The organism is Pseudomonas sp. 14P_5.3_Bac1 (assembly GCF_025466135.1).
In the GTDB taxonomy this organism is placed as follows: Bacteria; Pseudomonadota; Gammaproteobacteria; order Pseudomonadales; family Pseudomonadaceae; genus Aquipseudomonas.
In genome coordinates, this window is sequence record NZ_JANLOF010000022.1 from 147,789 (window position 1) to 164,521 (window position 16,733).

Sequence of the window (16,733 nt, forward strand, 5' to 3'; positions counted from 1 at the left end):
CTGGATGGGCGTTTTCGCTATAGGTTGTTGATCATGTTTGAACCATTATTAGGCGTATTGGGGCTCTCTGCATTCAGCTTGCAAGGCTTCGGCCCGCTGCTGCTCGAAGGCACCTGGATGACCGTCAAGCTGTCCCTGTGCTCTCTTTTGCTTAGCGTATTGCTCGGGTTGATGGGCGCCAGCGCTAAACTGTCCAGTCTCAAGCTGCTGCGTATGCCCGCGCAGCTCTACACCACACTGATTCGTGGGGTGCCGGATCTGGTGCTGATGCTGTTGATTTTCTACAGTCTGCAAACCTGGCTGACGGTCATCACAGTGGCATTGGGCTGGCAGTACATCGAAATCAATCCCTTCGTCGCAGGAATCATCACCCTTGGTTTTATCTACGGCGCCTATTTCACCGAAACTTTCCGCGGCGCCATGCTGGCCGTACCCCGTGGACAGGTCGAAGCCGCTACTGCCTATGGGTTAAGTCGCGCCCAGCGTTTTCGCTTTGTGGTATTCCCGCAAATGATGCGGTTTGCCCTCCCGGGGCTGGGTAATAACTGGATGGTAATTCTTAAAGCCACCGCATTGGTGTCGATCATCGGCCTGGCTGATTTGGTAAAGGCTGCCCAGGACGCAGGAAAAAGTACCTATCAATTGTTCTTTTTCCTGGTACTGGCTGCACTGACCTATTTGATCATCACCAGCATCTCCAACTTCGTCCTGCGCTGTCTGGAAAAACACTACGCCGCGGGTTTACGGGAGGCAGTGCGATGATCGAACTACTGCAGGAGTACTGGAGGTCATTCGTCTACAGCGATGGCCAGCAAATCACTGGTCTGGCCATGACACTATGGTTGCTCAGCGCATCGCTTTTCATCGGCTTTATCGTATCTATTCCATTGTCCATCGCACGCGTGTCCCCCAGGTTTTACGTGCGCTGGCCAGTGCAGTTTTATACCTACCTGTTCAGGGGGACACCGCTCTACATCCAACTGCTGATCTGCTACACCGGAATCTACAGCCTCGCCGCAATACGCGCTCAGCCTGTGTTGGACGCATTCTTTCGCGATGCAATGAACTGCACCATTCTTGCCTTCGCTCTGAACACGTGCGCTTACACCACCGAGATATTTGCCGGGGCCATTCGCAACATCGCTCATGGCGAAGTCGAGGCGGCAAAAGCGTATGGCCTCTCGGGATGGAAACTCTATGCGTTTGTGATCATGCCGTCAGCCTTGCGTCGCTCGCTGCCGTATTACAGCAACGAAGTGATCTTGATGCTGCACTCAACCACGGTGGCATTCACCGCCACGGTGCCGGACATTCTCAAAGTTGCCCGTGACGCGAACTCAGCGACCTTTTTAACCTTTCAATCGTTTGGGATTGCGGCACTGATTTACCTGGCGGTCACCTTTGCGTTGGTCGGAGTGTTCCGAATTGCCGAACGTCATTGGCTGGCCTTTTTAGGGCCGACTCACTGAGCCCTGTATCTGACAGGGCCGCTCCCAACCCGCTTAGAGGATGATTGCGAAAATGTACAAATTGACGGTTGACGGACTACACAAGAGTTACGGTACCCATGAAGTACTCAAGGGTGTTTCCCTGCAGGCCAAAACGGGCGATGTCATTAGCCTGATCGGCGCGAGCGGTTCGGGAAAGAGTACGTTCCTGCGCTGTATCAATTTTCTCGAAACACCCAACGACGGTGCCATGAGTTTGGATGGCAAACCAATTTGCATGGTTAAAAATCATGCTGGATTACGTGTGGCGGATGACCGCGAGCTGCAACGACTGCGTACCCGCTTGGCCATGGTCTTCCAGCATTTCAACCTGTGGGGACACATGACCGTGTTGGAAAACATCACCATTGCCCCGCGTCGGGTGCTAGGCATCAGCAAAAAAGACGCAGAAGACCGTGCGCGGCGATACTTGGATAAAGTCGGCTTGCCTGCCCGTGTTGCCGATCAGTTCCCTGCATTTCTTTCCGGTGGTCAACAGCAGCGGGTAGCGATCGCCCGCGCCCTCGCCATGGAGCCCGAAGTCATGCTGTTCGACGAACCCACCTCGGCGCTTGACCCTGAGGTGGTGGGCGAGGTGCTCAAAGTCATCCAGGGGCTTGCTGAAGAGGGGCGCACCATGATCATGGTGACCCATGAAATGGGGTTTGCACGCAAAGTGTCGAACCAACTGCTGTTCCTTCATCAAGGACTGGTTGAAGAGCAGGGCGGACCTGAAATTCTGGATAACCCCAGAAGCGAGCGCCTGCAGCAGTTTCTGTCCAACGGGCTTAAGTGAAATGCTTTGGCTATGACCAGCGGAACAAAGAACCACGCGGCCCATGAGGGTTTGGGACGCATCGACGCGGCCATCGTCGACGTATTGCGCCGCAATGGGCGCATCACCTATAAAAAACTCGCCTCACTGGTGCACTTGAGCGAGAGCCCTTGTCAGCAACGCGTTCGCAAGCTGGAGAGGCTGGGCGTCATCCGCGGTTACGGGGCATTTATTGACGAGCGCAAGCTATTACCCGGTTTATCACTGGTGGTTCTAGTGACACTGGATGAGGGCAGGAGATGCAGCACGCAAAAGGTATTTGAGGCGCTTGTCAGTGCTTGCCCGCAAGTCATTGAGTGTCACTTGGTGAGTGGTGCGCTTGATTACTGCCTCCGAATACGCTGCCGGGATATGGAGCATTTCCGATCAATCACTGAATCATGGCTGGAGAGCACTGAACTGCACCTCGAGAAACTGGTGGCCTATCCACAGCTGGCCGTCATCAAGCCTTCATCGACGCACCTTGGTATCGAATAACAATTACAACACTTCACGCCTAGAGATAAACCATGATGATTGCGAACCTGAAGTTCAGTCATAAGGTATTGCTTGCAGCATCATTCGTTGTTGTCGCAGCGTTTTCGCTTTTTACGCTTTACAACGACTCGATTCAGCGCAAAACCATTCGCTCGAACCTTGAAAACCACCTAGAGGAAATGAGCAAGATCACGGCTGCAAGCGTTCAGTTCTGGCTCTCTGGGCGGGTACTTCTAATAGATCATGTTGCCCAGGAGGTTGCCAATGATCCCTCGTCGCAAAACATCACGCGGCTGCTGGAGCAGAGGTCGTTGCTATCGACGTTTACCTTCACTTATCTAGGCAGTCGTAACGGTAGTTTCGTCATCCGGCCAAAGGACGATCTACCTGCTGATTACGATCCTCGCACCCGGCCTTGGTATACCGACGCAATGGCTGCAGGAGGGACAACGCTGACTGAGCCTTACCTCGATGTGACGACAGGGCAACTGATGATGACCATTGCAACGCCGGTCAGTCAGGACGGCCAGCCGCTTGGAGTGGTAGGCGGGGATCTTACACTGGAGACGCTGGCGACCATTGTCAGCTCGCTCGACCTAGATGGAATTGGCTATGCCTTTCTGGTCAACGCAGATGGCAGGGTGTTGGTTCATCCAGAAAAAGAACGGGTGATGAAGCAATTGAGCGATATTTACCCCCTGAACACGCCATCACTTAGCTCCCATATCAGCGAGACGGAGCAGGACGGAAAACCTCAAATTTTGATGTTCTCGCCGATCAAGGGACTGCCTTCGGTGAACTGGTATATCGGTTTGTCCATCGACAAAAGCAAAGCTTATGCGGCACTTGATGATTTTCGCACTTCCGCCATTTTGTCGATGGTTATTGCCGTTGCGACCACGCTGCTTTTGCTGGGCTTGCTTATTCGCGTACTGATGCGGCCCCTGAGGTTGATAGGTACAACCATGCGGGATATCGCCCAGGGAGAGGGCGACCTTACCCGCCGCTTGAGTGCGCATTCGAAAGATGAGTTCGGAGAACTGGCCGCAGACTTCAACCTTTTCGTGGAACGTATTCAGCACTCAATACGTGAAGTGTCTTCTGCTACCGAGCATGTCAATGAAGTGGCCAGGCGTGTAACGCAGACCTCTAGTGCGTCAATGTCGAACTCGGACGACCAGGCCAATCGCACCAACAGTATTGCGGCCGCGATTAACGAACTCGGCGCGGCGGCCCAGGAAATCGCGCGTAACGCGGGTGACGCTTCCCTTCAGGCGTCGGATGCCCGGTGCCAGGCTGAAGATGGCCGCGAGGTGGTGACCCAAACGATAAATGCCATGGGCGCGCTCTCTGGGAAAATCCGCACGTCATGCAGCAACATAGAGGCGCTGAATGGTAAGACCGAAAATATCGGTCGAATTCTTGAAGTCATCAAGGGCATTTCCGAACAGACCAACCTGCTGGCACTCAATGCCGCGATCGAGGCCGCGCGGGCGGGTGAAGCCGGGCGTGGGTTTGCTGTTGTAGCTGACGAAGTTCGCAGCCTGGCTTACCGCACGCAGACGTCAGCCCAAGAGATCCATACAATGATTGCAGAGCTTCAGATGGGCGCACGTGAGGCGGTACTCACCATGAACGAAAGCGAGCGCTACAGTAAGGACGGCGTGATTATCGCCAACCAGGCCGGTGAGCGGCTGGGCAGCGTCAGTCAGCGCATCGGCGAGATTGACGGAATCAACCAGTCGGTGGCGACAGCAACTGAAGAGCAAACTTCGGTCATCGGTTCACTGAACATCGACATCACCGAGATCAAAAACCTCAACCAGGAAGGGGTGGAAAACCTGCAGGCCACACTGCTTGCTTGTGACGATCTTGAACGACAAGCCACACGACTCAAGCAGCTGGTGGATGGCTTTCGAACTTAGGCCATCCCTACAAGAGCAGGCATTGAATCACGCGCGCGAGAACAGCAGCTTAAAACCTGCTGCGCCAAAGACCAACGCAAGGGTGCCTTCAATCCATCGGCGCGCCCTGCGATAACCCCGAATCATCGGTGCCGTGGAGAAAACGATCGCATAACCGCAGAAAATAGAAATGCTCAACACGGCACAGCCAGCCAGGATGATCATAACTGTTACAGGTGTCGCTTGTGGTCCCAGGCCGAGCGTCATCGTGGCGATCCAACCCAGTAATGCCTTTGGGTTGGTCAGGTGCATAAGCAAGCCCCGCCGGTAGAGGCCAAAACCCGAGATAGGCGGTGCTGCGCCCAGCGCTTTCTCAATTTTCTCGTCAGGTGTCAGGGCAGAACGTCCCGCTTTCAGGGCTAGGAACAGCAAGTATGCTCCGCCGACGATCTTGAGCACGAAGAGTGCCTCTGCGAACTGAAGCAGAATGGCCGAGACGCCTGTGGCGGCCATCGATCCCCAAAAAAAAGAACCACTGATCACTCCGGCTGCAAGCATCAGCGCAGGTTTTCTGCCTTGGTGCATGGCAACGCCCATGATCCGCATATTGCTGGGCCCCGGGCTTGCCGCTCCAACAATGTAGGCGGTAAAAACGAGTAGAAGGTGGTGGAAATCAAATGACATCAGTCGACCCTCGAGCTGCTTGTAATAGCTCGCAGCTTAAGTGTTCATAAGCTATTCGTCATTGGGTTCTTTAGCTGAATTTTCTGGCTTATTTGATTCTCATCTCGTGGGACTGGATCGCGCTCAATGGGATGTTTTCCATCGCCAACTTCCTGTAGTCCTACGCCGAGTTTGCCCCTGCCAATCCCGTCATCAGCGTGTGATTTTTCGAGATTTGGGCTGCTAGACCTTAGACTGGGGGCATCCTTTTCGAACCATCCAAAGCATGCCCTCAGATATGCCCCCAATGTAGCAATACACTGGAGGTGGATGGATCTCCATGGTCCTTGAAAAGGCAGAAGTGATCGGATAAACAGCCCGCCATCCGGCCCCTAGAGACTCTCAGGGTCGCCAAAAAACATCTGAATCCGCGAGCGCAACCAGCGCTCTCCCGGATCGTTGTCCTGCGAGCCACGCCAGGCCATGTGCAATTCGAACGAGCGTACGGGCAACGGCGGGTCTTCTGCGCGCAAACCGCCTGCTGAGGTCAGCGCCTCGGCGGCGTAGTCCGGCACGGTGGCCAGGATATCGGTGCCGGCCAGCAATGTGCCCAGGCCGTTGAACTGCGGCACGGCTAGGACCACGTGGCGTTTGCGGTCGAGTTTTTCCAGCTCTTCATCAATAAACCCGCTCAGGTCGCCGGCGAATGACACCAGGGCGTGGGGGCGGGCGCAGAAATCATCCAGGCTCAGCGAGCCGGGCACGCTGTCGGCGCGCAGCAGTTTCGGCAGGCTGCGGCGCAGAACCTTGCGCTTGGCGTTGGCCGGCAGGTCGGCGGTGTAGCTTACGCCGATGGAAATTTCGCCGGAGGCCAGCAGACCCGGCATCAAGATGTAATTGACCCGGCGCACCACCAGCACGATGCCCGGCGCTTCGGCGCGCAGGCGTTTGAGCAGTTGGGGGAGCAGGGCGAATTCGACATCGTCCGACAAACCGATGCGGAACACGGCCGTGCTGGTGGCCGGGTCGAACTCGGCGGCGCGGCTCACGGCGGTGGAAATCGAGTCCAGGGCCGGGGAGAGCAGGGCGAAAATCTCTACAGCGCGGGCGGACGGCTCCATGCTGCGCCCGGTGCGCACAAACAGCGGGTCATCGAACAGTCCGCGCAGGCGCGACAACGCCGCACTGATGGCCGGCTGGCCAAGGAACAACTTCTCGGCGGCACGGGTCACACTGCGCTCATGCATCAAGGTTTCGAATACGATCAAGAGGTTAAGGTCGACACGACGCAGGTCGTTACGGTTCATCTTGTGTCCTGGAAGAGTCAGCGAGCTTGACGAGAGCGGCCACATGTAAACAATGACCGGCATGAATCTTACGGGGAAAGGCTGGTACTCTGCACCGGCTAATTGAGTTTTCCTACAAGATCTGGGGTCCATTCCTCAGTTGCGGAATCAATGGCAGGCATGTCGACTATTAACGGCGACCGGTGGTCTTACCTGGAAAGCCCAGATAGAGTTCATGGCATTAGAGGTTACTTTGACGAGGTTTGCGATGTCCCGCACGATCCGTTTTCACAAGTTTGGTCCGGCCGAGGTGCTCAAGTGCGAAGAGCATGTAGCCGCGCTGCCCGCACCGGGCGAAGTGCAGGTGCGTGTCGACGCGATTGGCATCAGCTGGTATGACATTTTGTGGCGCCAGAACCTGGCGTCTTCCCATGCACGTCTGCCTTCGGGCCTTGGCCACGAGATGGCCGGGGTGGTTGTAGCCCTCGGCGACGGCGTGGATGACTTGGCGGTGGGCGATAAAGTGGCCAGTTTTCCGGCCGAGAGCCCCAATGATTACCCGGTGTATGGCGAACAGATCGTCCTGCCCCGTTCGGCCTTGACCCGTTATCCGGACGTGTTGAGCCCGATTGAAGCCAGCGTGCACTACACGCCGCTGTTGATTGCCTACTTTGCCTATGTGGACCTGGCGCGGGTCAAGCCCGGCCAGTTTGCCCTGGTGACCGACGCCAGCCACTGCGCCGGCCCCTCGTTCGTACAACTGGGTAAAGCCCTGGGTGTGCGGGTGATTGCCGCGACCAAAGACAGCGCGGAGCGTGAGTACCTGCTGTCCCTCGGGGCAGAAAAGGTGATTGTCACCGAAGAACAGGACTTGCTCATGCAGGTCAACAAGTTCACCGACAACCGCGGCGTCGACGTGGTGTTCGATGGCTTGGGCGGCCCACAGATGTCGTTGCTCGGTGACGTACTGGCACCGCGTGGCAGCCTGGTGCTGTATGGCCTGCAAGGCGGCAACCAGACACCGTTTCCGGCGTGCGCAGCGTTTCAGAAGAACATTCAGTTCTTTGTGCATTGCATCGGCAACTTCACCGGCAAGCCGGAGCTGGGCATCATTCAGGACCAGGTGGCCTTGCAGCGTGCGCTGCGTGATATCAACCAACTGACGGCCGACCGCGTACTGGTGCCGTTGAAAACGACGGTGTTTCCGTTCAATCAGTTCGTGGAAGCGCACCGCTATATGGACGAATGCCCGTGTCGCGAACGCGTTGCGTTGCAGGTTGAAGCTGTTTGAGGTGTAGGAATATTCGCAAATGAGTCATCCGAGCCCTGGGCGTATGAGACAAATGCGCCATTTAGCAGGGCTTAACCCGCGCGTTGCATGAAAGGCGCGAGCGTCTGTCGGTCCTGTAAACGATACCTTTGCCCCTGCCGCCGCCCTGATTTTCAGCGCGGCGTCTTTGTGTGCGCGCTATTTACGCGGCAACGGATAATTATCTGAACTGGTTTTCGACCGGCTTCTGTATCTGTTAATCATTATTCCAGTCCTGATAATTGAGTCTTCACGTTCAACTCAAGGACCGAGTAATGATTGATACTCTGATACCCCAGCAGGCAGTGCCTGCAACTACCCACGATAATGCAGCAACTGCCTGGACCCGAGGATGCGGGTACTTTCCAGGCGAACCTCAATCGATAAACCAGCGGAGGTCAAAGTTAGAAGATTTTTATGTGTCAGATTCATCTTCTAGTTCAAGGATAAATGAGTGTAGGGGGCCGTCGGAGCATTCCTAGGATTGCCGCATTGACGGCCTGGACGCCTCACGCACGGCCTGTTGGCGCAATGGATGCTCCAACGGTGCGCCGGTGCATATTCCATGTCGATTAATTGCAGAGTGCTAGTGTTTATTTATCGCGAACACGGTAGCGCGGGCACCCCTTCTTACAGATGCAATAGACCGGGCAGTGCGTCTCGGTAGTTGCTTGAAACTGATATTTCAACTCAGGTAGTAGAGCTATGAGCGCTATTCACGAACAAGCTATGAATTATGTTTACCAGCAAGTACTGCAACGGCTCATCGGGCACTTCAATCGTGCAGAACGTACAGCACTTCAATTGTTGATACAGCGGATTGTCGTTGCCGCTGGCGGTATGGAGCAGGTGGGCGATTACAAGGTGCTGGTGGCCCATGGCGGCGGTGAAGTGAGCAGCTACACCCTGGCGCTGTTGCGTGCCGCGCAATTGAGCATCGCCGGCCGTGCCCCCAGGACGTTCCAACTGCGGGTGGCCACCTTGCGTCACAGCGGCATGACCCAAGGCACGCTCGACACGCTTCACCGCGGCTACAGCCAGTTGTTTTTTCACGACGACCCACGGGTTGAACTGCTGATGGTGGAAAATCACCAGGTGCTGCCTTTCAACCACCAGCGCCCGGCCTCCGCCACTGGGCGGGAGGCCAGCCAGCGCAACATGCTGATGATGGGGCATCTGTCCTCCGGTGACGTTCGCGCAACACTGTGCAACGAGACCTATCTGGCCCTGGGCGACTTCTACCAGCGCGTCACCGCCTGGGACGGTGGCGTGCATGCATTGGTCAGCGGCGATTGCGCGCGCAAGCAGGGCCAGTTGCTCGCCTGGCTGAAAAAGACCGCCCAGGCCGCAGGCGTTCAGGTTCCTGCGGGCAGGCCCGCGACGCTCAATGGGCTGTTCGCGCGCATGGATCAGTGGAGTGACGACATTTATCGCGACTTGTACGGTGAGCACTATGTGGCGAAGAGCGACACCAGCCCGGGTGGCCACCGCCACCTCGCGTACATCGGTATCGCCGACCTGCTGGATGGCATTGACCGCGGTTGCGCGCCGTTGCTGACCGAGTTCATGGCCTATAACCCGGACCCATTGGGCTTTCATCTGAGTCATCCGACCTTTGCCAACCCAATGTTGATGGCGCACCTGCGCGGCCTGCAGGCCGAGAGCCTGAGGGCGCTGGATTACGAAGCGGGCGTCGAAGGGTTCATGCTGCAGGCAGCGAATTACCTACGTCGTCGACAGGTGTGCGAAGCATTGATCACCCAAACGGTCAGCCGCGAAGGACGCGCCGTGTCGGCCCAGCACGCCCAGCGGTTTTTTGGCCTGGATGAGGGCCAGTTGATCTGTCTGCTGTTTTCGCCCTTTATCCACCACGGTGAGCGGCTGGAAGGTTATTTGCGCCAGTGCCACTCGGGCATGCTGGTGGCGCTGCCGGAACTGCACAAAGTGCTGCAGGGCAAGCCCGCTGCCGAGATGCTGCAGCAATGGGTCACCGACGCCAGCGGGCTGCCGCTGCCGTTGCTCCAGCATCTGTACCGCAAGCGGCCAATGCCGGGCGGCCCCGGCAGTACCGCTCGTGGTTGCCGTCAGGAACGGTCGACGGCCACTGCCGACATGGCCTTGCAGCTGTCCGGGCGATGACCCTGCGTGGCGTGCGGCAGGCGGATTTCGCCTATCAGGCGGTGTATCGCTACATGATCAACCTGATTGACGAGGTCAGCAGCGATAGCCGGGTGAAGCTGCCGTCTCTGCGCCAGTTATCCCAACGCCTGAACGTGTCCATCTCCACCATCCAGTACGCTTACTCGCTGCTGGAGAAAGAGGGAAGGGTGTACTCAGTGGCCAAGTCAGGCTATTACGCCTGGCCGCTTGCCGGCAGTGCCTCGACGTGGCCAAGCGGGGATTTGCTCGAGCGCCTCTATGTGGCCGCGCGACGCCCGGGCATGGTCGTGCTCAGTGGCGATGAGCCTGCCTTGTTGGCGTCGCTGGACGGCACACTGTTGCGCCTGGAGCGGGAGCTGGTGCGCCAGTACCCGCACCACTTGCAGCCCTGGTCCCAGCCATGTGGGGTGTGGGAGCTGCGCGCAGCGCTGGCGGCGCGTTACACGTCGTCGCCGACGCGCTGCTGGCACGCCGACGACGTGTATATCGGTGCCGACCTGCGCGGGGTGCTTGATATCCTCATCGAGGTGCTTGGCCTGCCCGGTTCTACGGTAATTATCGAGTCGCCCTGCGACTGGCTGATCCTGCGCCTGCTGCAGGATGCCGGCATCCGCCTGCTCGAATTGCCCTGGGCGCACGACGGCAGCCTCGACCTGGTGTCGCTTGAAGGCCTGCTGCGCGACGAGCGTGTGAGCCTGGTGCTGCTGTCATCGACGGTCAGCCAGCCCTCCGGCGTGGCGATGGCGTTGCGCGATCGCCTCAAGGTGGCGCAATTGCTCGACCAGCATGGGTGCTGGCTGTTGGAGAACGACACGTGCGGGGAATTGAGTTTCAAACCACCCCACACGGCCTTGCGCGATCTGGTGAACCCGGAGCGGCTGATGGTGTTTTCCTCCTTCGAGAAAATTCTCGGCCCAGAAGCGCCGTATGGCTACGTGCTGTCCCGGCACATGAGCAGCCAGTTGCAGCGCCAGTTTCTGCTGCGTTCGTTCCGGTTGTCGTCAATTCGTCAACGCGCGATTGCCCGCCTGTATCAGAGCGGGCAGATTGATCAGCACCTGCGCACCCTGCGTCAGTTGCTGCGCGAGCAAGCCGGGGCAATGAGCCAGCTGCTCGAGCAGCATTTGGGCGATCAAGTGACTTATCGGATGCCCGCCGGCGGCGCGACCTTCTGGTTGGGTTCGACCCAGGCGGTGGATATGCGCCAGGTGTTCCAGTATTTGCTGGCCCGGCAGGTGGTGGTGGCGCCCGGCGAGTTGTTCAGTGTCGGCGGCCTGCACCATCAGCACATGCGTTTGAGCCATACCTTTCATGGGCAGCCCAACCTGGAAGTTGCGCTGGCGGCACTGGCTGATGCCCTGCGGCAGGCACAAACAGGCTAGATGCGTGAAATTTCTCTGAGTTTTGTAGGATCGATACCGTCGCGTAGTAGTCCAACTCTCAGTAAACTGTCGTTTTTTCCAAATCCTTCTTTTCGAGGTTCATGCATGACTATCAGTCCTTTTGCGGGCAAGCCGGCGCCAGCTCAGTTGCTGGTGGATATCCCGCGACTGGTCACGGCCTACTACACAGGCCAGCCTGATGCAGCGATCTCCACCCAGCGCGTGGCTTTTGGTACCTCCGGCCACCGCGGCAGCTCGTTTGAGCTGAGCTTCAACGAGTGGCACGTGCTCGCCATCAGCCAGGCCATCTGCCTGTATCGCGAAGCCCAAGGTATCAATGGTCCTTTGTTCGTCGGCCTGGATACTCATGCGCTGTCGACACCGGCCGGTGCCAGTGCGCTGGAAGTCCTGGCGGCCAATGGCGTGCACGTAATGCTGGCCGAGGGCGATGAATACACGCCGACCCCGGCAATTTCCCACGCCATCATCTGCTATAACCGCGGCCGCACCACGGGCCTGGCCGACGGCATCGTGATCACGCCGTCGCACAACCCGCCGCAAAGCGGCGGCTACAAGTACAATCCGCCCAATGGCGGCCCAGCCGATACTCACGTCACCAAGTGGATCGAAGCCAAGGCCAACGAACTGCTGGCCAACAAACTCGCCGGGGTCAAGCGCATCACCCACGCCCAGGCGCTCAAGGCCGATACCACGCACCGCCACGATTACCTCAACAGCTACGTGGCCGACCTGGTCAACGTGATCGACATGGACGCCATCCGCAGCGCCGATTTGCGCCTGGGCGTCGATCCGCTGGGCGGCGCAGGGGTGCGCTACTGGTCGGCGATTGCCGAGCACTACCGCTTGAACCTGGACGTGGTGAACACTGAAGTCGATTCCACCTTCCGCTTCATGAGCGTCGACTGGGACGGCCAGATCCGTATGGACCCGTCCTCCAGCTATGCGATGCAAGGCTTGATCGGCCTCAAGGAGCGGTTCGACGTGGCCTTCGCGTGCGACCCGGACCACGATCGCCACGGCATCGTCACGCCGTCCGGCGGCCTGCTGGCGCCGAACAATTATCTGGCCGTCTCTATCGATTACCTGTTCCAGAACCGCCCGGACTGGCGCGCCGATGCCGCCGTGGGCAAGACCGTGGTCAGCAGTGGCTTGATCGACCGCGTGGCCGCGCGTATTGGCCGTCGTCTGTACGAAGTGCCCGTAGGCTTCAAATGGTTTGCCGATGGCCTGTTTGAAGGCTCCCTGGGTTTTGGCGGCGAAGAGAGCGCCGGTGCCTCGTTCCTGCGCAAGGACGGCACGGTGTGGAGCACCGACAAGGATGGCTTGATTCCGGCCCTGCTGGCGGCGGAAATGACCTCGCGCAAAGGCCAGGACCCAAGCCAGATCTACCGTGGCCTGACCGACGCACTGGGCGAGCCCTTCGCGATCCGCGTCGACGCCAAGGCCACCCCGGCGCAGAAAGCCTTGCTGGGCAAGCTGTCGCCGGAACAGGTCACGTCCACGCAATTGGCCGGCGAAAGCATCCAGCAGATCCTCAGCCATGCACCGGGCAATAACCAGGCGATTGGCGGTTTGAAGGTGATGACCGAAAACGGCTGGTTTGCCGCGCGCCCATCGGGCACCGAGGACATCTACAAGATCTACGCCGAGAGCTTTGTGGGCGAGGATCACCTCAAGCAACTGGTGGAAGAAGCGCAGGTGCTGGTCGACGGGGCAATCAGCCAGTAATCACGCCATACCGGATGTAGGAGGGGTTGTTCCCTCCCACATTTTCAGGTTAACGAACGTCACTTCAAGCCAGATCGACCAGCACGATCTCGCTGTCCTCAATCGCCGTCACCCGCAACAGTTGCTCATCCTCAACCGCCACGCCGTCTCGAGCTTGCGCACGCAAGCCATTGACTTCAATCACGCCCGTCGCCGGCACCAGGTACGCGCGGCGCCCGCTGTCCAGCCGATACTCGGCACTTTCGCCCGCTTTCAGGTTGGCCGCCACCAGGCGTGCATCAGCGCGGATGCGCAGGCTTTCGCTGTCACCGGCCTTGCCGCTGGCCAGGGTCACAAAGCCCTCGCGATCCCCTTGGGGAAAGGGTTTGGCGCCCCATGAAGGCGGCAAGCCGGCTTCGTTTGGAATAATCCAGATCTGGAAAATCTTGGTCGGCGTGGCCTCCAGGTTGTATTCGCTGTGGGCGATCCCGGTGCCGGCACTCATCACCTGCACATCGCCGGCCTCGGTACTGCCCTTGTTGCCCAGGTTGTCGGCGTGGCTGATGGCGCCTTCGCGCACGTAGGTGATGATTTCCATGTCGCGGTGCGGGTGCTGCGGGAAACCAGTGCCCGGCGCGATAATGTCGTCGTTCCATACCCGCAGGTTGCCCCAGTGCATGCGCTTGGGGTCGTGGTATTGGGCGAATGAAAAGTGGTGATGGGCGTCAAGCCAGCCATGATGGGCGCCGCCCAGCGTGTTGAAAGGTCGAAGTTCGAGCATGAGGGTCTCCTGTTGATGGAGGCCATGATCCGCCAGTGCATGATCGATAAAAAGCGTAAAAATTGCCGTATTCTCATCTAATTATTCGATTGGTTGCAGGCGTTTCAACTTTCACTTCATCGCCTAACTGCATGACGTCAAAGCAATTGGCTGGAACTGAGCGCCGATTCCGGCGACCATGGCGCCTTCGCCAAAACCAACCTCATCGCTGGAGTCCGCGTGCCGCAACAAACGCCTGATTTGCCCCCTGAGCTTCGACCTCTGGCAGAAATGCCGCTGCTGAAACGGCTGGCCGCCCGCTTGTTTGGCCACGGCCTGACGCGTTTACGTGCGCAGCATCGGTTTTCCTGGCTGCACGGCCAGGCTGACGGATTTCGCAGCGGGCACGAAGCCGGTGTGGAATATGGCTATCGCGAAGGCAAGGCTGACGGAATAGAAGAGGGCCGTCAGGTATTGCTGATCCGTGACTTCCGTCCCGATGAGCACAAGGCGCCAGGTGTGGATGACAGCCTGTTCGACGACTGGCGGCTGCCGCTCAGCGCCGACGTGAAGAAGCGCATGAAGGCGGATGTGGCGCGTTTACTGCCGGCCCATGCACAGCCGAGCAGTGCGCAATGGAAAATGATCTTCAGCGACACGCCTTCGACGTCGGTGATCGCCGGTGCCGGTGCTGGTAAGTCCACCTCTCTGGTGCTGCGGATCCTGTTGCTCACCCATTATCTGGGCTTTGAACTGAGCTCGATGACCGTGGTGACCTTCACCCGCGAATCACGCAAGGACTTCATCAACAAGCTCATGGAAATTCTCAGCCTGTGGGGCCAACCCCTTGGCAGCAAAGAAGCCCAGGCCGTGGTGCGTACCTTCCACTCACGCATCCTGCCGATGGTACGCAGCTTGCCTGGCTTTGAACGGCTGCAGGCGTTCGAGAACCTCAGCAGTGGTGTCGAGGACGCGGACAGCAACCCATTCGACCTGCGCATCGGCGATGCCCAACGCCAACAGATGAATGCCTGCTACCACCAGCTGCACGGCCGGCACGAGCGTTTCCGTGAGCTGATTGCACCCTTGGCCCGTCATGGCCTGCAGCTCAAGGAGCTGGAGCGTGATCATCCGGATGTGCAAAAGCGTATCGCCGTGACCGAGCTGGCCGCCAAGCGTGATGAAGAACTTTGCGATGTCATCGAAGACCTGTGGTTTCGTGCGGGCGCCTGGCCGATCAAGGGCATTGAGCCGAGCCGTCAGACCTTTGAGATCAATGGCGCGCAGTTTCACTGTCACGGCTATATTCCGCAGCTGGACGCCTGGGTGATGCTGGGCTTCGATTCACGCGAAAACGCTCAGATCAGTCGGCCGAATTCGAAGCTTTCGGTGCGCGCCGAGTGGGCAGTAAAGCGCACACTGTTTCAAGCTTTCTGTCGTAAGCCTATGATTTGGCTAGATAGTTATGAATCTTCCAAGCGTCTATTAAGCAGCTTGGCCGGCGATGCTGCCGCAGGGCCGGGCTTCGATTACAAGGTCAAAGGTGAACTCGCCTCGGCGCCACTGCTGGACAGCTTTGTCATGGCTGCCGGGTTCGTTGAGAACCTCGGCCTGGACGTGCCGACTGCCGTGGGCCAGATGAGCTTTGCCAAGGACGATCCCGACCGGTTGTTTTTTGAAGCCCTGAGCATCTTCTGGAAAGCCCTGGAAGATCACCTGCTCGACCAATCGCCGCCGATCATGACCTACAACCGGATGTTTTCGTTGTTCGGCGAAAATACCCCGGAAAATCTCAAGCTGCTCAGCGATCCGTTGCTACGGCCGATGTCGCACTTGATGATCGACGAGTTTCAGGACGTGTCACCGCAGATCGTGTCGTGGATTCGCGCCAGTCTGCGGGAAATCCGCGCTCGCGGCCCGGCGATGCATGTGGGCCGCGGCGCTCAGCGTTCATCCTTGCTGTGTGTGGGCGATGACTGGCAGTCGATTTATGGCTGGCGCGGCAGTTCGCCCCAATACTTCATGGCGTTCAACACCGAATTCCCGTCGCCGAGCACCACCCGCGTGATGCTGAGTGAGAACTACCGCAGCCACCAGCACATCATCGACGCCGCCGAGCATATTGTGCGCGCCGCCCCGGCAATCCCCGGCAAAAAAGCCAAGGCCAGTGGCGAGCCCAAGGCGTTGGTGCCCGTGACGGTGCTTGAGCGCGACGACGCTGCGTTGGCTCGGCAGTTGCTGACGCACTACCAAAGAGGCGAATCGGTGTTAATGCTTTATCGAAAAAGTATCGATAAGTTATTGATTCAAGAGCATATTCAGTCTGTAGTTAATGCTGATTCTAGCTTGCCGTTACCGGACCGCAGGCTGAGACAGCTGACTTATCACAGCGCCAAAGGGCTACAGGCCGATGCGGTATTTCTGCTGGGTGATTGTCAGCATGTGACCAGCTCGCCCTACAAGAATCAGGTCTACCGCATGGCTGGCCTGGGCAAGGACGGTGACAGCGAGCCGTATGACGCTGCCCAAAAAGACGAAGTGCTGCGCCTGGCCTATGTCGGTATCACCCGAGCGGTAAGCCATTGCTATTGGTACGTGGAAAAACCGGAGGGCCAGGGCGTGAATGTGCCCAGGGCTTCGGAACGGGTAGATGGCAAGAAAGCGTTTTTTGACGATCACCGTGGCCAGTGAGTGCAACGTGATGTGGGAAGGCGCCAGCCGTTCCCACATGAGCTATACGTC

13 protein-coding genes and 1 pseudogene are annotated in these 16,733 nt (G+C 58.2%); 11 read left to right on the forward strand and 3 right to left on the reverse strand.

Annotation, left to right across the window (positions count from 1 at the left end; all coding sequences use genetic code 11):
• The first annotated feature begins 33 nt into the window (after nucleotides 1–33).
• From NTD89_RS05740 to NTD89_RS29475, 6 genes and pseudogenes are all read left to right on the forward strand, one after another.
• Nucleotides 34–762, forward strand: a complete 729-nt coding sequence (locus NTD89_RS05740) for an ABC transporter permease (RefSeq protein WP_262206724.1) — start codon at nucleotides 34–36, stop codon at nucleotides 760–762.
• Nucleotides 759–1,469: an ABC transporter permease gene (locus NTD89_RS05745; protein WP_027616445.1), complete on the forward strand. Its 711-nt coding sequence runs from the start codon at nucleotides 759–761 to the stop codon at nucleotides 1,467–1,469. Before NTD89_RS05740 ends, NTD89_RS05745 begins: the two co-directional genes overlap by 4 nt.
• A gap of 52 nt (nucleotides 1,470–1,521) precedes the next feature.
• Nucleotides 1,522–2,283 carry an ABC transporter ATP-binding protein gene (locus NTD89_RS05750; RefSeq protein ID WP_027616446.1) on the forward strand — a complete coding sequence of 254 codons (762 nt, stop codon included), beginning with the start codon at nucleotides 1,522–1,524 and terminating at the stop codon, nucleotides 2,281–2,283.
• Between the two features lie 12 nt (nucleotides 2,284–2,295).
• Nucleotides 2,296–2,799, forward strand: a complete 504-nt coding sequence (locus tag NTD89_RS05755; protein WP_051550466.1) for an Lrp/AsnC family transcriptional regulator — start codon at nucleotides 2,296–2,298, stop codon at nucleotides 2,797–2,799.
• A 35-nt stretch (nucleotides 2,800–2,834) separates the two neighbouring features.
• Nucleotides 2,835–3,866 (forward strand): annotated as a pseudogene (locus NTD89_RS29470) (cache domain-containing protein); the annotation flags it as partial.
• Between the two features lie 93 nt (nucleotides 3,867–3,959).
• Nucleotides 3,960–4,724 (forward strand): methyl-accepting chemotaxis protein, encoded by a 765-nt coding sequence (locus tag NTD89_RS29475; RefSeq protein ID WP_373682479.1) that lies wholly within the window; start codon nucleotides 3,960–3,962, stop codon nucleotides 4,722–4,724.
• A gap of 27 nt (nucleotides 4,725–4,751) precedes the next feature.
• Here the strand turns inward: NTD89_RS29475 and NTD89_RS05765 are convergent, their stop codons facing one another.
• Both NTD89_RS05765 and NTD89_RS05770 read right to left on the reverse strand, forming a co-directional pair.
• The gene (locus tag NTD89_RS05765; protein ID WP_027616449.1) at nucleotides 4,752–5,387 is read right to left on the reverse strand and encodes a LysE family translocator; all 636 of its coding nucleotides are present in this window, start codon (nucleotides 5,385–5,387) and stop codon (nucleotides 4,752–4,754) included.
• A gap of 371 nt (nucleotides 5,388–5,758) precedes the next feature.
• Nucleotides 5,759–6,673 carry a LysR substrate-binding domain-containing protein gene (locus NTD89_RS05770; RefSeq protein ID WP_010210548.1) on the reverse strand — a complete coding sequence of 305 codons (915 nt, stop codon included), beginning with the start codon at nucleotides 6,671–6,673 and terminating at the stop codon, nucleotides 5,759–5,761.
• 247 nt (nucleotides 6,674–6,920) lie between these two features.
• On the opposite strand from NTD89_RS05770, the gene NTD89_RS05775 reads away from it, so the two are divergent.
• The 4 genes from NTD89_RS05775 (at nucleotide 6,921) to pgm (ending at nucleotide 13,252) form a co-directional block, all read left to right on the forward strand.
• Nucleotides 6,921–7,943, forward strand: a complete 1,023-nt coding sequence (locus NTD89_RS05775; protein ID WP_106578091.1) for a zinc-dependent alcohol dehydrogenase family protein — start codon at nucleotides 6,921–6,923, stop codon at nucleotides 7,941–7,943.
• 723 nt (nucleotides 7,944–8,666) lie between these two features.
• Complete coding sequence (locus tag NTD89_RS05780; RefSeq protein WP_262206707.1) at nucleotides 8,667–10,100, forward strand: hypothetical protein; 1,434 nt, start codon at nucleotides 8,667–8,669, stop codon at nucleotides 10,098–10,100.
• Entirely contained in the window at nucleotides 10,097–11,503 is a 1,407-nt protein-coding gene (locus tag NTD89_RS05785; RefSeq protein WP_262206708.1) for a PLP-dependent aminotransferase family protein, read from the forward strand. The genes NTD89_RS05780 and NTD89_RS05785 overlap by 4 nt, the downstream gene beginning before the upstream one ends.
• Nucleotides 11,504–11,608: 105 nt before the next feature.
• Entirely contained in the window at nucleotides 11,609–13,252 is a 1,644-nt protein-coding gene (pgm, locus tag NTD89_RS05790; RefSeq protein WP_106578094.1) for a phosphoglucomutase (alpha-D-glucose-1,6-bisphosphate-dependent), read from the forward strand.
• A 64-nt stretch (nucleotides 13,253–13,316) separates the two neighbouring features.
• Here pgm and NTD89_RS05795 read toward each other — a convergent pair whose 3' ends face one another.
• Nucleotides 13,317–14,012, reverse strand: a complete 696-nt coding sequence (locus NTD89_RS05795; RefSeq protein ID WP_262206709.1) for a pirin family protein — start codon at nucleotides 14,010–14,012, stop codon at nucleotides 13,317–13,319.
• 219 nt (nucleotides 14,013–14,231) lie between these two features.
• On the opposite strand from NTD89_RS05795, the gene NTD89_RS05800 reads away from it, so the two are divergent.
• On the forward strand, nucleotides 14,232–16,682 hold the full coding sequence (locus tag NTD89_RS05800) for a UvrD-helicase domain-containing protein (protein ID WP_262206710.1): 2,451 nt from the start codon (nucleotides 14,232–14,234) through the stop codon (nucleotides 16,680–16,682).
• Nucleotides 16,683–16,733: the final 51 nt, after the last annotated feature.

Coding starts and splice junctions, on each gene's coding strand:
- NTD89_RS05770 (WP_010210548.1), bottom strand. CDS start 6,673: ATGAACCGTAACGACCTGCGTCGTGTCGACCTTAACCTCTTGATCGTA.
- NTD89_RS05785 (WP_262206708.1), top strand. CDS start 10,097: ATGACCCTGCGTGGCGTGCGGCAGGCGGATTTCGCCTATCAGGCGGTG.
- NTD89_RS05750 (WP_027616446.1), top strand. CDS start 1,522: ATGTACAAATTGACGGTTGACGGACTACACAAGAGTTACGGTACCCAT.
- NTD89_RS05740 (WP_262206724.1), top strand. CDS start 34: ATGTTTGAACCATTATTAGGCGTATTGGGGCTCTCTGCATTCAGCTTG.
- NTD89_RS05765 (WP_027616449.1), bottom strand. CDS start 5,387: ATGTCATTTGATTTCCACCACCTTCTACTCGTTTTTACCGCCTACATT.
- NTD89_RS05745 (WP_027616445.1), top strand. CDS start 759: ATGATCGAACTACTGCAGGAGTACTGGAGGTCATTCGTCTACAGCGAT.
- NTD89_RS05795 (WP_262206709.1), bottom strand. CDS start 14,012: ATGCTCGAACTTCGACCTTTCAACACGCTGGGCGGCGCCCATCATGGC.
- pgm (WP_106578094.1), top strand. CDS start 11,609: ATGACTATCAGTCCTTTTGCGGGCAAGCCGGCGCCAGCTCAGTTGCTG.
- NTD89_RS05755 (WP_051550466.1), top strand. CDS start 2,296: ATGACCAGCGGAACAAAGAACCACGCGGCCCATGAGGGTTTGGGACGC.
- NTD89_RS05780 (WP_262206707.1), top strand. CDS start 8,667: ATGAGCGCTATTCACGAACAAGCTATGAATTATGTTTACCAGCAAGTA.
- NTD89_RS05775 (WP_106578091.1), top strand. CDS start 6,921: ATGTCCCGCACGATCCGTTTTCACAAGTTTGGTCCGGCCGAGGTGCTC.
- NTD89_RS29475 (WP_373682479.1), top strand. CDS start 3,960: ATGTCGAACTCGGACGACCAGGCCAATCGCACCAACAGTATTGCGGCC.